At 45.5% G+C, this 15,038-nt stretch carries 18 protein-coding genes and 1 tRNA gene; 11 read left to right on the top strand and 8 right to left on the bottom strand.

Annotation, left to right across the window (positions count from 1 at the left end):
• Nucleotides 1–45: 45 nt before the first annotated feature.
• From htpG to HNQ56_RS08155, 11 genes are all read left to right on the top strand, one after another.
• Entirely contained in the window at nt 46–2,232 is a 2,187-nt protein-coding gene (htpG, locus tag HNQ56_RS08205; protein WP_429144534.1) for a molecular chaperone HtpG, read from the top strand.
• Nucleotides 2,233–2,529: 297 nt separating this feature from the next.
• Nucleotides 2,530–3,366 carry a DegV family protein gene (locus tag HNQ56_RS08200; protein ID WP_429144532.1) on the top strand — a complete coding sequence of 279 codons (837 nt, stop codon included), beginning with the start codon at nt 2,530–2,532 and terminating at the stop codon, nt 3,364–3,366.
• Between the two features lie 154 nt (nt 3,367–3,520).
• Nucleotides 3,521–3,646: a hypothetical protein gene (locus tag HNQ56_RS08195; RefSeq protein ID WP_429144531.1), complete on the top strand. Its 126-nt coding sequence runs from the start codon at nt 3,521–3,523 to the stop codon at nt 3,644–3,646.
• 20 nt (nt 3,647–3,666) lie between these two features.
• Nucleotides 3,667–3,867, top strand: coding sequence for a hypothetical protein (locus HNQ56_RS08190; protein WP_429144529.1), 201 nt, complete (start codon nt 3,667–3,669; stop codon nt 3,865–3,867).
• 137 nt (nt 3,868–4,004) lie between these two features.
• Entirely contained in the window at nt 4,005–4,502 is a 498-nt protein-coding gene (locus tag HNQ56_RS08185; protein ID WP_429144527.1) for an RNA polymerase sigma factor, read from the top strand.
• On the top strand, nt 4,492–5,298 hold the full coding sequence (locus tag HNQ56_RS08180) for a zf-HC2 domain-containing protein (protein WP_429144525.1): 807 nt from the start codon (nt 4,492–4,494) through the stop codon (nt 5,296–5,298). The genes HNQ56_RS08185 and HNQ56_RS08180 overlap by 11 nt, the downstream gene beginning before the upstream one ends.
• Nucleotides 5,299–5,576: 278 nt before the next feature.
• Nucleotides 5,577–5,765, top strand: a complete 189-nt coding sequence (locus tag HNQ56_RS08175) for a hypothetical protein (protein WP_429144523.1) — start codon at nt 5,577–5,579, stop codon at nt 5,763–5,765.
• 38 nt (nt 5,766–5,803) lie between these two features.
• Nucleotides 5,804–6,796, top strand: coding sequence for a putative bifunctional diguanylate cyclase/phosphodiesterase (locus tag HNQ56_RS08170; protein ID WP_429144521.1), 993 nt, complete (start codon nt 5,804–5,806; stop codon nt 6,794–6,796).
• A gap of 154 nt (nt 6,797–6,950) precedes the next feature.
• Nucleotides 6,951–7,024: transfer RNA gene (locus HNQ56_RS08165), tRNA-Pro, on the top strand.
• 241 nt (nt 7,025–7,265) lie between these two features.
• A complete protein-coding gene (locus HNQ56_RS08160) occupies nt 7,266–9,419 on the top strand; it encodes a methyl-accepting chemotaxis protein (protein ID WP_429144519.1) in 2,154 nt (717 codons plus the stop codon).
• A complete protein-coding gene (locus HNQ56_RS08155) occupies nt 9,343–9,906 on the top strand; it encodes an SMI1/KNR4 family protein (protein WP_429144518.1) in 564 nt (187 codons plus the stop codon). Before HNQ56_RS08160 ends, HNQ56_RS08155 begins: the two co-directional genes overlap by 77 nt.
• Before the next feature lie 137 nt (nt 9,907–10,043).
• On the opposite strand, the gene HNQ56_RS08150 is transcribed toward HNQ56_RS08155, so the two are convergent.
• From HNQ56_RS08150 to HNQ56_RS08115, 8 genes are all read right to left on the bottom strand, one after another.
• A complete protein-coding gene (locus tag HNQ56_RS08150; protein ID WP_429144516.1) occupies nt 10,044–10,520 on the bottom strand; it encodes a 6-pyruvoyl trahydropterin synthase family protein in 477 nt (158 codons plus the stop codon).
• 58 nt (nt 10,521–10,578) lie between these two features.
• Nucleotides 10,579–10,971, bottom strand: a complete 393-nt coding sequence (locus tag HNQ56_RS08145; RefSeq protein ID WP_429144514.1) for a Fur family transcriptional regulator — start codon at nt 10,969–10,971, stop codon at nt 10,579–10,581.
• Between the two features lie 384 nt (nt 10,972–11,355).
• Nucleotides 11,356–11,757, bottom strand: coding sequence for an arsenate reductase ArsC (locus HNQ56_RS08140; protein WP_429144512.1), 402 nt, complete (start codon nt 11,755–11,757; stop codon nt 11,356–11,358).
• Entirely contained in the window at nt 11,754–12,812 is a 1,059-nt protein-coding gene (gene arsB, locus HNQ56_RS08135) for an ACR3 family arsenite efflux transporter (RefSeq protein ID WP_429144510.1), read from the bottom strand. The genes HNQ56_RS08140 and arsB overlap by 4 nt, the downstream gene beginning before the upstream one ends.
• Before the next feature lie 19 nt (nt 12,813–12,831).
• A complete protein-coding gene (gene hgcB, locus HNQ56_RS08130) occupies nt 12,832–13,125 on the bottom strand; it encodes a mercury methylation ferredoxin HgcB (RefSeq protein ID WP_429144509.1) in 294 nt (97 codons plus the stop codon).
• A 12-nt stretch (nt 13,126–13,137) separates the two neighbouring features.
• Nucleotides 13,138–14,226: a mercury methylation corrinoid protein HgcA gene (gene hgcA, locus HNQ56_RS08125; protein ID WP_429144507.1), complete on the bottom strand. Its 1,089-nt coding sequence runs from the start codon at nt 14,224–14,226 to the stop codon at nt 13,138–13,140.
• Entirely contained in the window at nt 14,219–14,554 is a 336-nt protein-coding gene (locus HNQ56_RS08120) for an ArsR/SmtB family transcription factor (RefSeq protein ID WP_429144506.1), read from the bottom strand. The genes hgcA and HNQ56_RS08120 overlap by 8 nt, the downstream gene beginning before the upstream one ends.
• Nucleotides 14,555–14,723: 169 nt before the next feature.
• Nucleotides 14,724–14,984, bottom strand: coding sequence for a sporulation initiation factor Spo0A C-terminal domain-containing protein (locus HNQ56_RS08115; RefSeq protein WP_429144504.1), 261 nt, complete (start codon nt 14,982–14,984; stop codon nt 14,724–14,726).
• Nucleotides 14,985–15,038: the final 54 nt, after the last annotated feature.

Below are 15,038 nucleotides of genomic sequence, written 5' to 3'. Positions count from 1 at the left end.
AAATCAGCATAATACAAGAGTAAACGATGTAAAGGAGTTGTTTTCATGAGCACAGAGCGCGGCAATCTATCGATTCATTCAGAGAATCTGTTTCCCATCATTAAGAAGTGGTTATATTCCGACCACGACATATTTGTCAGAGAATTAATATCCAACGGCTGTGATGCCATTACAAAGCTGAAGAAGCTGGAGGTTATGGGAGAGGCTGATCTGCCGGAGGATAACCACTACCAGATCACGGTAACCGTGAATCCGGAGGAGAAGACGATCCGTTTTTCCGACAACGGCATCGGTATGACAGCGGAGGAGGTCAGAGAATTTATCAATCAGATCGCCTTTTCCGGTGCGCAGAAGTTCCTTGAGAAATATAAGGATAAGACCAATGAGGAGCAAATCATCGGACATTTTGGCCTGGGCTTTTATTCCGCCTTTATGGTGGCCTCCAGAGTAACCATTGAAACCCTCTCCTGGCAGCCGGAGGCTGAGCCCGTGCATTGGGAGTCCGACGGCGGTACGGAGTATGAGATGAGCAGCAGCACCAAGGCGGAGCGCGGTACGGATATCACCCTGTACCTGAGTGACACTAGCTACGAATTCTCCAATGAATACCGCGTTCGGGAGGTTCTTAAGAAATACTGCTCCTTCATGCCGGTGGAAATCTACCTGGTGAACGCCAATGCCAAGGTTGAGGAGAAGAAGGAAGAGGTTGTAGATGCTTCCGTGAATGAGGATGGCACGGTGGAGGAGGCCAAGGACGGGGCGAAGGAAAATAAGCCGGAGCCTATTAACGAGGTCAATCCCCTGTGGACAAAGCATCCCAATGACTGTACCGAGGAGGAATACAAGAAGTTCTACCGTGAGGTATTCCATGATTATAAGGAGCCGCTGTTCTGGATACACCTGAACATGGACTATCCTTTTAACCTGAAGGGAATTCTGTATTTCCCCAAGATTAATACGGAATATGATTCCCTGGAGGGACTCATCAAATTATACAGCAACCAGGTATTTATTGCGGATAATATCAAGGAAGTAATTCCGGAATTTCTGATGCTGCTCAAGGGCGTCATCGACTGCCCCGATCTTCCGCTGAACGTATCCAGAAGCGCGCTGCAGAATGACGGCTTCGTGAAGAAGATCTCCGAATACATCTCCAAGAAGGTGGCGGATAAGCTGGCCGGTATGTATAAGGTGGAGAGAGAGAATTACGAGAAATACTGGGAGGATATCAGTCCCTTCATCAAGTTCGGCTTCCTGAAGGATGATAAATTCCGTGAGAAGGTAAAGGATGTTATTATCTTTAAGAACCTTGAGGACAAGTATGTTACCCTTGCGGAATATGTCGCTGCTAAAAAGGGTACGGAAACCTCCGCTGAAGAGAAGAGCGGTGAAGGTCAGAAGGAGCAGAGCGAAGGCAGTGCGGAGCATGACGGACATAGTCACGAACATGATGAGAACTGCGGCTGCGGGCATGACCACGCGCAGGATGAAAGCGGCAGCGGACAGGATCATGTACACGATGAGAACTGTGATTGCGGACAGGATCATGCACACGATGAGAACTGTGACTGCGGGCACGACCATGCACAGGATGACGACGAGGAGGTTGTGGATGAGGATAAGAAGATCACCGTCTACTACGTGACCGATGTCAAGCAGCAGAGCCAGTATATCAATATGTTCAAGGAAGCAGGCAGCGATGCCTTCATCCTAACCCATAATATTGACCAGCCCTTCATTACCCAGCTGGAATATCAGGATCAGACCATTCGCTTCCAGCGTATCGACGCGGATATCAGCGAAGGCTTCAAGGATACCCTTAAGAAAAAGGACCAGAAGATCCTGAAGAAGAATACCGATGCTATGACCAGCCTGTTCCGTAAGGTTCTCGGCAAGGATAAGCTGGAGGTCAAGGTGGATAAGTTCAAGAACGAGAAGGTATCCTCCATCATGACCCTGTCCGAGGAAAGCCGCAGAATGCAGGATATGATGCGTATGTACAATATGTCGGGAATGGACATGGGTAATCTGGGCGGCGGAGAGACCCTGGTGCTGAATGCCAACAATAAGCTGGTTCAGTTCATTCTGACCAATGAAGGGGCGGAACAGACACCGATGATCTGTGAGCAGTTGTATGATCTGGCCCTGTTGAGCCACAAGCCCCTGGAGCCGGAGGCAATGACCAGATTCATCCAGAGAAGCAATGATATTATGATGTTTCTTGCGAAATAAATAGAAGAATAAATTAGGCAAATATGAGACAGACTTGAGATGGGAGGAATGCTTTCATCTCAGGTCTGTCTTTTCTATAAATATAAAATTTCAATAAATTATGGTATGCCTCTTGATTCTGTTAATATGATTTGGTATGATAATATATAGTAATGAAAACCATATTATGTGGTGTACATACTGGTTGAAGTGTCCAGAAGTACAAGATGAGCAGATAGCACCAGTAAAGTTATTTTACCGGGCTTCTTATAGAAAAAATAATAGAAAGAATTTTTATTTAACAGGAGGATGAATACGATGTCATACAGAATCATCGGAGACAGCTGCACGGATTTACCGAAGGAATTACGGGAGGATCCGCACTTCAAGCTGGTACCTCTTACCTTGATTGTAGATGATATTTCCATCGTTGATGATGATACCTTCCGGCAGAAGGAATTTCTGCAAATGGTGAGCAACAGCCCCAACAGCCCTAAGTCGGCATGCCCCTCTCCGGAGGATTATATGAAGCATTTTGATTATGACGGGGATATCTATGTAATTACATTGTCGGCTCAGCTAAGCGGTTCCTATAACAGTGCAGAGCTGGCGAAGAAGCTTTATCTGGAGGAGCATCCGGATAAGAAGGTGGAGATAATCGATTCCCGCTCCGCTTCTGTGGGTCAGACTTTGATTGCAATGAAGATAAAGGAGCTCGTTGAGGCGAAGCAGTCCTTTGCCAATGTGGTGGAGAAGGTTCGGGCCTTCCGCGACAGCATGAATACAAAGTTCGTACTGGAGACGCTGGACACCCTTCGCAAGAACGGCAGACTTTCCAACCTTCAGGCCATCATCTGCAGCGCGTTGAATATTAAGCCGGTCATGGGTGCGACCCGGGAAGGAACCATCTGTAAGGTGGATCAGGCCAGAGGCATCACCAAGGCATTAGCCTTGATGGCGAAGAGCATCCAGGAGGATGTGATAAGACCCCAGGAACGGACCCTTGGCATTGCACACTGCAATAATTATGAGAGAGCAATTTATATTAAGGATGAGATATTGAAGAGAGTTCCCTTCCGGGATTGGTTTATCGTGGACACAGCCGGAGTAAGCTCTTTATATGCCAATGAAGGCGGAATCATTGCGGCATATTAATAGAATATGTGTCGCCGGGTAAACCTCAATATCCAAAGGGCAACCCCGCTTATCCTCGTCGACAGTAGAAAATGAAATAGAAAAAAATGCGAAAGCATCTTCGCATTCAGACCTAGATAGGGCATTAAACCGCCCCGTCTCAGGTCTGTTTTTTTTGGCTCTTAAGCTGGGTCCTGTCCGGCAGGATGTCCAGAATACGGGGATTCCTGGCATCGGTAAGAATGCATTGGTATTTGCCGGCATCCGTATTCCCCTGCCTTCAAATCATTTGCTGACATAAGATTAGAGAAAGATATTTATATGGATGTCTCTGCATATGCCTTGAATGGCAACGGCCAAGAACGTAAAGCAACGAAAGAAGAAATGGAAATGGTTATTAATGATGATTTTCCTTACAACTATGATGGGGCAACTTTAAGTTGTATTAATCATGATGGGCCAGACCAATTTATTGTGCGAAATAAAGGTGGCTCTAGACGGCTAGCGGATGGTAATGTTTAAAAAAAGATGTTATGATGTTTACTAATCGCGTTAATTATCCAACTTTGCTTTTTTATTATACTAATAAATCAAGTTTTGTGTAACCTTTTCTATAAAAGGGTAACTAATATTATAGACCGGGTAAAGGAGGTAAGGGATTGCAAGAATTCGAACAATTATATTCTGATTATAATAAAGATATATATAGATTTCTGTTAAAAATAAGTGGATATGATTTCACTTTAGCAGAAGAATTGACACAGGAGACCTTTTATCAAGCATTCATATCTATGGCTAAATTTCAAGGTAGATGTCAGATAAAGACATGGCTCTGTCAAATTGCTAAAAACATATATTATCAGCACCTTAGAAAAAAGAAAAGAGAACATATTACTGTGGAAAACGAAAATGAAACTATAACCAGTTTGGAAAGTAAAGTGGAAAACGCCGAACTTATTCAAAATGCTTTAGCAATCATAAACTCTTTTGATGATAGGACAAGGGATGTCATGTTATACAGGTTCTATTCTGATTTGCCCTATTCGCAAATCTCCCTCTTGTTGGGGATTAGTGAGGGTTCAACAAAGGTTGTTTTTTTTCGAGGTAAAGCTTTACTACAAACTAAATTACGGGAGGATTTTGGATATGAAATATGATTGCGAACTTATCAGAGACTTGTTACCGCTCTGTCAGGATAATATTGCAAGCACAGCCAGTCAAACCGCTGTGAATGAGCATTTGTTGGAATGCTCTGAATGTCGTAGTTTTAAGAAAAATATGCAGACAGATAATTTGCCACAGAGTAAGACAAAAATAAAAGATGCAGAAACAATAGGTTATTCAAAAGTCGCTACACGTATAAGAAAAAGAAAAACTCTTGTAACTGCTTGCCTTGCTTTAATAATCGTCTTAGTAACTTATTTTGCACATGCTTATGCTACTGGGAAAAGCTTTGATTCATACCTTTGTGCTCAAAACAGCCAATGGGTAGACGAAGAATCCATTTTGTTAAATGAGGTGGATATGTTCCCTTATCATGTTTACTTATACGAGAATGAGGATAAGTATAGGACAATAGTTACCCAATACTCCTTTCCGTTTTGGGAACTTGGGGACAGTTCATGGGCCAACAAAACAGACGATATGATAAAATTAGTCGGTTGGTATAGTGGTGCCCGTAATGGACACGGCATTACAGTAGTCCCTATACAATGTTTGGACGAAAATATTGCATACATTGAGATGGGGGCTAATGAACGTCTGCGAAAAGAAGCTAAAATCGGAGAAGTAATGATCTTTTCTTGGGCCAATACTCTGCGCTGGAATGATCTTGATGGCATCGCTTATTCAGCAGATGGTGAACCTCTATACAGGTTAGGATACGACCATCAAAATTCAACTATTAAGGCAGATGAATTAAGATGGCTTCCCCTTAACGACGAAGTAAATTAACTGCTAGTTGAAAATTCAGGAGGTACAATGATGTCTGCAAACTCAAATCTGTAAAAATTATATGGCAGGAATTATAAGATCAGAAAAAGCAACAGACCGGTATGGGTTGGATAACTTACCCATTACAGGCCTTGCTTTTTGCTTCGGACCCAAGTATAATGGAGGAAAGTGACATAAAATCGGTAATATATGATAAGTTTGTCTGTTTCTGCGGCGCCAATCTGAGCGGAACGGATCTTAGGCTCTCCTGGGATAAAGATTAACACTGAGGTATCATTATGAAGCGTAAATATTTCAGATATACAGAGATGCAGTTGGTGATTATGCTTATCATTTTTTTTGCTTTGATATTCTTTCTTGCCAGCTACCAGCGCTCGGAGGAGCGATACCAGCTGGCAAGTGTCGGACAATCCATCACCTATTCCCTCGGGCAGCATATTGCTGTAACAGAGGGGACGAGTTCTTAATCCTGGTCCGGGACCGTCAGGACAGAGAGGCGCTGGAGGTGCTATGTCAGGAGATCCTGGGTGTCTTCGGGGAGCCCTTTGAGCTGATGCAGAAATCCGTCTATGTCTCCGTAAGCATCGGTGTGGTCTATGGCTTCGAAGCCGGGCAAAGCGCCAATGATGTGTTCCGCAGTGCGGATACGGCGCTGAACAAGGCAAAGGAAAGCGGAAAAAACCAGTACTGCATCTATGATGAACTGATGCATGAGGAAATCATGAGAAAGTCCAAGGTGGAGGAATGTATCAGGCAGGCGTTAATCAAGGACGGCTTCATCATTCATTACCAGCCCCAGTATGATCTGGTGAATCAGAGCATCAGGGGCGTGGAGGCCCTGGCCAGGCTGTATTCCCGGGAGCTGGGAATGATCTCCCCGCTGGAATTCATAGCGGTTGCCGAATACACGGGGTTAATCATCCCCCTGGGCAGCTGGATATTAAGAAATGCATGTATTCAGGGAAAGCGCTGGATCGACCAGGGATATAACATAGGTAAGCTTTCTGTCAATATCTCGGTGCACCAGCTGCGGGACGGGAATTTCTATGAGCAGGTGAAAACGGTTCTGGCCCGAACCGGGTTTCCGGTGAAGCAATTGGAGCTGGAAATTACCGAAAGCGTCTTCCTGGACTCCTCGGAGGAGAATATTGATATACTGAAAAGGCTAAAAACCCTTGGCATCAGCATAGCACTGGATGACTTCGGCACAGGATATTCCTCCTTAAATTATCTGACTGTACTTCCCATTGATGTATTGAAGATAGACAAATCGTTTTTGGGAAAGGCGCTTAATAGGGGAACGGAAAACCGGGTGATCCGAAGCATCATCGAGTTGGCCCACGATCTGGAGCTGGAGGTGGTATCCGAGGGAGTGGAGACAGAGAAGCAAAAACAGACCCTTGAGAAGATCGGCTGTGACTATATTCAGGGTTACTATTTTGCAAGACCGGAAACAGCAGAAAGCGTAGAAAAACGGTTTCACCCTTTCCAACAATAAGTTTTTTGAAGGATATTGATCAAGGGAAACCATTTTGTGGAAGACTCTTTAAAGGAAAACAATTAAAAAGTGAAATTAGTAGTTGACTTTTTGCCGCTTTTGATAGATAATAACTAATGCGGTGCTTACTTAAGGCACCTCAGGTTACAAGAATCGAGGCGTGGCTCAGTTTGGTAGAGCGCTGCGTTCGGGACGCAGAGGCCGTGGGTTCGAATCCCGTCGCCTCGACTGTAAAGCCCTTGAATTATCAAGGGTTTTATTTTTTTGTGTTAAGTTTTGTGCTACATGAAAGCATCCTTCGGGGTGCTTTTCTTATGTCATTTTTTAAATCCTAACGCTTAAATATTTTATGAAAACGCCATGTCGTTATTTCTTGTATTTTGTCGTATTATATGCTAGAGTAATCTAGGACTGATATACTACTAATAAAAAACTAATCAATGTACCCAAGAGGAGGACACAAGAAACTATGTTCAAAAAAAGTAAGGTTAATAGCCAGGCATCAAATCCGCCAGTAAGAGGATTTAAGACGCTCCTGTCTAAGATTCTCATATTTGTCGGAGGTCCGGTAGTCATTTCCTATGTAATTGTCAGCGCTATTCTGATGAGTCTTGTCAGCAACGCTGTAGCCAATCTCACAACCAATGAACTGACTGCAAAATCGCAGGCAGCGGCTCAGGATATCGATGCTTATTTTGGCAAGCATTTTGAGATCGTCAAGACATTAGCCACCAATGTGGAGCTGGAGGCGCTGTTCAACGAAGTTGTCCCCGGTATGAAAATCAATCAGTCGCCGGAATATCTTCCCATAAGACTCAGCCTTGATAATGTACGTAAATTGAACACGGATTCTATTATGGCCGTCTGGATTGTTGATGTTGATTCCAGCCAGATTGCACAAGCAGATGGATATATTTCAGAAAGTGATTGGGATGTACAGGTGCGCCCGTGGTTCCAACAGCTTAGTGCGGCCAAAATGCCCATTCTGACAGAACCCTACGAAGATACAGCCACAAAGCTGCAGGTAGTCACCGTAGCGGCTCCGGTGTTTAAACCGGGAACCCAGGAGATTATCGGAGTAGCAGGAGTGGATTTTTCACTGGAAGCCCTTGCGGAGACCATTAGAGGCTACACCTTGGGAGAGAACGGATATTACATCCTCACAACGGAAGCGGGGCAGATTATCTATCATCCGGTTTCCGAAAATATTAACCGTAATGTCAGGGAAACAGATATGTCGGACAGCATCCGGCAGGCTATGACTTCTAAAACCGAGGGCAGCCTGGAATATACCTCCCATGGGATCAAGAGCCACGGCTATGCCGCGGCAATCGGAGCCACGGGATGGATGGTTGCCACAGGTTTGCCGGATACGGAATTTTATAAGGACTATACGGCGGTCCGCACGACCATGCAGATTGTCTTTGTGATTGCTGCTGTGGGTATCTTCCTTATGATTTTAGTTGTATCCAATCAGATTGTCACACCAATCAAAAAGCTGACTCGCACGGCTAATCAGATTGCGGAAGGCGACCTGAGTGTTTCCGCACAGGTCGGCTCCCGCGACGAAACCGGGCAGATGGCAGATGCGATCAATCGAACCGTTGTGAAACTGAGCCGTTATATAGCTTACATACAGGAAATCACTTACACCCTTGAAAATATGGCTAGGGGAGACATGCGGATCAGCCTCAGGGAGGACTATGTCGGTGAATTTGCGTCGATCCGCTCAGCCTTTGAGGATATCTCCGCTTCCTTGAACAGCACTCTGCGCAATATCGATACCGCGGCGGAGCAGGTGAGCACCGGGGCTTCCCAGGTGTCCGACGGAGCGCAGGCTCTTGCGTCAGGTTCAACGGAGCAGGCTTCCGTAGTCGAAGAATTAGATGCTTCCGTTGTGAAGATTGCTGAACAGGCTACGGAAAATCTGAATAATGTAAAAACAGCAGCCCGGTACGTGGATGAGGCGGGCGCAGGTGTGGCGGCCGGAAATGAGCATATGAACCAGCTTACGGAGGCGATGAGAGATATTGACTCCTCGGCGGGTCAGATTGCCAGCATAACAAAGGTGATAGAGGATATTGCCTTCCAGACTAACATTCTGGCTCTTAATGCCGCCATTGAAGCCGCCCGCGCAGGAAGCGCAGGGAAGGGCTTTGCGGTCGTGGCTGACGAGGTGCGCAGCCTTGCCGCGAAATCTGCGGAAGCCGCCAAGCAGACAGGAGAGCTGATCCAGAATTCCGTCGTTACCGTATCCAAGGGTGCGAAAATAACGGAGCAGACGGCGCAGATCCTGCGGGAGGTAAGAGAAAACACCATCAAGGTGGTGGAAAGCTTCACTAAAATCGAGCAGGCATCTGTTGACCAGACCAATGCCATCGGGCAGATTAAGCAGGGGCTGTCCCATGTCTCTTCCGTTGTTCAGACCAATGCTGCCACAGCGGAAGAAAATTCCGCGACCAGCGAGGAAATGTCAGCCCAGGCGGCTCTGCTGAGGGAGGAAGTAGGGAAATTCCAGCTGGATACGGAAAAAAACAGTATTCCGGATGTTTCCTTGCAGCTGGATTTGCCGAAGCCTAAGAAGCAGCAGCCTGAGACGGGGAAGGATTTCGGTAAATACTAATGCATGGGCAGAAGAATTTGCCGGAACATGCCGGAGCAGACAGAACATAAATATTATCGCGGAAGAGGGCGGTAAAACGAAGAAAGAAGTAGAAAAGGCGGAGCAACTGCTTAATGTGAAATTTTCAAAACAGAGCAAAGAATTTTATGAAGAGTATGGTTACCTGTCTTTTTTCGGCAATGAAATTTTCGGAATTGATCCTGATGATTTGGACATGTTAGAGGGGAATTCAGTCGCATATGCAATAAATGACAGAGAAGAATATAATCTCCCGAATGATTGGATACCCATCTATGATTTTGAAGATGGAAATATGGCCTATTTAGATTACTCTTCCTCGAATTCAGAAAAAGAGCCAAGAGTTATCATGACATTTTATAATGGGGAAGAATATGAGCTTGCTGAAGTTTTGTCCGAGGATTTCGGGGATTTTATTTTGGAGCTGGTAGAAGAGCAGCTGGAAACACAAAATGCTTCGTTTGATTAATGTCACGGAGATATTTCACGGTCCTGGACTGTAAGATATCTCCGCTTTTTCACCCTGTTTCCCTATAAAGGAAGCAAGAAAAAGCCGCAGCCACAGTGAAACATTCATCCACTGGGGCAGCGGCTCATCATTCAAGATTAGAATTCAGCAGAGGCGCAGTTGTCGCCGGATGCAAAAGTCATCTTTTTGATATTGACCTTATCTTTTAAAAGGCTATAGAAGACTTCAATTAAATTCTCACAGGTAGCAACCTTCTTGACAACGACTAAACGGCATTCCGGATAAGCTTTGGCCAAACCATTATCAAAAGGCAGACCAACCATTGTGTTTGTTTCGGCGCCATTGCGAATGCCCTGTTCCTCATACGCCTTGAGAATTCCCGGCAGGAGAGGATCTTCTTCCTGTAAAATCAGTGCATGGTCAAAGTTCTTCAGAAAATCCCAGGCAATCCGTTTGATACTGTTACACGGATACACAAATCCTGTTCTGGCATCGACGTCGCCCTCGACCTCGATAGTAAGCAGTCCGGTATGGCCGTGAAGGTACTGAGCTTCTCCCTCATAATTTAAGAAACGATGGGCATACTGGATGTTTAATTTGGTGATTGAATGCATAAATAATCCTCCTATGGTATTATATTGTCTAAGCAGCTCTTTCCCGCTGCTGTGTGACCTATCTGGTTTCCGGCTGATGCCCTGGGGCGGACTGCTGCCCTTTACAATCAGGACAAATGTAATGTACTTTTAAATCATAATCTAAAATAGGGACATCCAGCTGAGCCTTCAATTGATCTGTTAAATCATTCAGGCAGATATCAGACAGCTTCCCGCAATATTTGCAGACCAAATGGTCATGCTTTGTTGCCTTATCAAATCTGTCCGGATACCCTTCTATGGAAACCTTGTTAATCAGCCCTTCTTTATATAACAAGTTGAGATTGTTATAAACAGTTGCTAAGACAAGCTTGGAATTACGGCTTTTTAGCTGTAAATATACCTGCTCGGCAGTTAAGTGACTGTCGGAATTCTGAATCATATCTAAAATTATCGCAGCGTTTTTCGTCATGGCAATTACCATACCTTCATAATAGTAATTATAATTAGAATAATTCTAATTATATATATGACAGAACAGAATGTCAAGCCCTATAAATAAATAAAATTATAAATCTAAGGAAAATCGAAATATGTTGAAAAAGTATAACAGAAAAATCCCCCTCGGAGTAAAAGGTTAAGTAATCTTATTGGATTGGGGAAAATGATAAAAGACCTACCTTCCTTTGGGGGAAGATAGGCCTTTCCTTTGTCTAAAAGGACAAAGTTTAATACAATTTGGCGTTATTCCACTGGCGCTCCTTTATGGTTTTCAGCGAGATATTCGCCTCTCAAAAAGCTAAACTATTTGGCGTTATTCTTATTATGAATATTCTATTGCTGCCTTTAATCCTCATTATAAAGAATTGGTTTCAATCCTGGCTTTAAGCTGTTTTATCTTGCTTTCTATCTCGCGTATGACAGCTATAAATTCTTCGTCACTTTTCCCTGTCGGGTCGTCAAGCCCCCAATCTTCCCTGTGCTTGCAGGGAAGGTATGGGCAGGTGACATTGCAGCCCATCGTAACAACAATATCAACCGTGGGAATTTCAGAAAGCAGCTTTGGACGCTGCGTTTTTTCGATGTCTATTCCGTAAAGCTGCTTCATCAGGCGAACAGCGTCTTGATTGATCTGCGGCTTGGTTTCGGTTCCCGCCGAATAGCTTTCAAAGGCGTCACCGGCAAAGTATTTGCCAAGAGCCTCCGCAATCTGACTGCGGCAGGAGTTATGCACACAAATAAAGGCAACCTTTGTCATGCTGCTTCTCCTTCCTTTGGGAACCAATGTCGGGTCTTATTCACAAACCGTACCAGCAGGAGCATCACGGGAACCTCGGTCAATACGCCGACCGTTGTAACCAACACAACCGGGGAGGTTGCCCCGAAAAGCGTAATGGCGACGGCAACCGATAGCTCGAAAAAGTCCGACGCGCCAATGAGCGCAGCGGGAGCCGCGATATTATGCGGCTGTTTCAACTTTTTGCAGAGCAGATACGCAAAGAGTGCCGTAATAATATTTTGGAGCACCAACGGCACGGCTATCATCAGCACATGAAGGGGATTGTTCAGTATGGCGTCCCCCTGAAATGAGAAAATGATAACCAGCGTTAAAAGCAGCCCTATGGTTGTCACTCCGTTAAACTTGGGAATGAAGCGGTTATTAAAGAAATCCGCTCCTTTGTGCCGAATCATCCACATGCGGGTGAGCGCGCCCCCCGCCAGAGGGATTGCCACAAACACGACCACGGAGAAAAGCAGCACATCCCAAGGGACTTGAATATTCGATACACCCAGCAGGAAAGAAACTATCGGCGCGAACAGGAAAATAATCAATAGGTCGTTAATGGATACCTGAACGAGCGTATGGGCAGGGTCGCCCTTTGTCAGATGGCTCCATACGAATACCATTGCGGTACAGGGGGCCGCGCCCAGCAAAACCGCACCCGCCACATAATCCCTTGCCAGTTCTGTGGGGATAAAGGCTTTGAATACCACATAGAAGAAAAACGACGCAAGGCCGAACATCAAAAAGGGCTTAATCAGCCAGCTTGTTCCGCTGGATACAAGAAGCCCTTGCGGATGCCTGCGCACATTTTTTATCGACTGGAAATCTACTTTAAGCATCATGGGGTATATCATTATCCAAATCAACACCGCAATGGGAATAGAAGTTTGTGCGTACTCAAATCGCTGTAAAAACGCGGGAATGCCCGGTAAGAATTTCCCGATCAGGATTCCCGCCGCCATGCACAGTAAAACCCAAAGGGTCAGATATTTTTCAAAAAAGCCGATACCTGTATTCTCTTTACTCATAAACCCACACCTTTCATTATTAACAACACTCTCCGCCGCCTGAACAATCACAACTCGGTTCACTTCCGGTAAGCCAGCCCATAATCACGGCGGCGGCGCATCCCACTCCGGCGTCAACCGTGATGGCGTTTGCAGGACAGTTTATCGTGCAAGCCCCGCACTCCATACACAGGTCTTTATCTTTTATCCGCGCTTTTCTTTCGTCCACCTTGAACACCCCATGGGGACAAACCTCCGCGCATTTTCCGCAGCCGATACATTTTTCAGCCGATAGCCGAAGCGTTGTGACATTTTTCAAATACTTGTGTTTCATAACACCCTCCATTTACGACAACAGGCTCTTTATGAGCACCAGCACAATTCCCACAATAGACGAAAGCGCAATAAGCGGCACCGCCGCTTTCATTTCCTTGATAACACCGGAAAACGAAGTATATGTTGACGAACCTGTGAAATTCATTGCCAAGTACGCTGACAACGACGGCAGCACCAGCAGATACCCTATGGCAAGAAGCAAAAATTCCGAAACAAACCAACCGTTTAGCCAAACAAACCCTGCCGTCCAGAGCAGCCCCAGCAGCCAGCCCTTCCATGCGAACGCCCTGCCGGGAATAAGGGGAAGGAGCAAAGGCGTAAGAACGGTTCCCGTTACCACAGCGCCCACATATACGATGAAATCTGCAAGCCCGAAAGGTCTTGCCGCAAACAGGTTGATAAGAAACAACACTCCGAAAACCATTAGAGAAGTCCTTGCAGCCGCCACCAGTTCCACAGGGGTGAGAACCAACCTATCCCATGCCGTAAATTTTACGGTACGCATTTCTTCTGTGGCTTTAAAGCCGGAAGCAATGAAAGCATTTATATCCTTTGCTCTCACAGGGCCGTAGACCACAGAAAAACCGGTTTGTTTGGTCACTTCATGGGCGCTCACACCGGGTGCGCTCAACTGCGGTAAAATCAATGTCCTATGTGATACAATTTCAGACAGCCCTGTTTTCAATATGCGTTCCACCAGTTCATCGGTTCCAAATGTACCTTTACCGGCGGCGCACCAGACGTTGATGCCCTTTGTATCGAGTATCAGAATCCAGCAATCCAGCCCTAAAAGCTCTTTTCGCAAGGTGTCAAATGTCAGCTTGTAGTTCGCGCTGACCAGCACAGGGGACGTGTGATCGGGATTGCCTACGGCGTAAAGCCCCGGACTGATTTTGTAATTCATCCGGCCTATGCCCCAGCGCACTTTCCATGCACCGAGAATATCTTTGAAGTTAAGATTTGTCGAAGCCACAGGAACGCCGCCCTGGGGAGTATGGATTTCACCCGTTACCCATTTATCCTTTTCGCTATACGGCGTGATGGATTCCACGACACAGCAACCACCACCTGAACAGCAGCAGGACTTCTCGTTACTCATTTTCATCACATCCTTTGCAGCACCCCGTATCTTTTTTGCAGATGCAGTTTTCCTTATCCGATGTAATGTCGCAGAAAAACTGCTTTGTCCTGCTGATAATATCCTCATCCAGAGAGTAGTACGTCCATTTGCCTTGTTCTCTGCCCTTGACCAATCCGCATTCACACAGGAGCTTCATGTGATGAGACAATGTGGACTGGGACATTTCAAACTTCTCTAAAATCATACAGGCGCAAAGCTCTCCGCAGGAAAGCATATCCACAATCATAGCCCTCTTGGGATCACTCAGCGCCTTGAATACTTTTGTATATTCCAGATATTTTTCCATACCAACACCTCAAATCTAAAAACTTCGATATGACCATTATATGCACCAAATCGAAAGGTGTCAATATGAAATTTCGCTTACCCCAAACATGAGACTATAGTAAAAAATTTGAACAGAAAAAAACGCCAGCCGAGGCAATTTCTCGGCTGGCGCTTCTTTTCAATAATGCTCACCATAAAAGATAACGCCGGAGCAGTGCTTCGGCGTCATTTTGCTTCGCTTTCCGGACGACGTAGGTAATCAATTCATCCGGCGTCGGTATGTCTCCCTTTCGAGGTATCTTGGCCCATTGTGCCTGCACCTTGGGGTCGGGATTATTGAACCCTGCCCGTATAGCGGCCTCCATTTCTCGGCGGACTTCCTCCACCGTAGTATTGTGCTCTGCCGCTATTCTCTCAAAGATGTGCGTGAATCCCTTTTTTCTGTTCATTGGTGATGACCTCTTTCTTTGTTGTATTAACGCGTACACAGCGCGTCCTTACCT

The organism is Anaerotaenia torta, from assembly GCF_050433395.1.
Taxonomy (GTDB): Bacteria; Bacillota; Clostridia; order Lachnospirales; family Lachnospiraceae; genus Mobilitalea; species Mobilitalea torta.
This window is presented reverse-complemented; position numbering and strand designations above follow the sequence as displayed.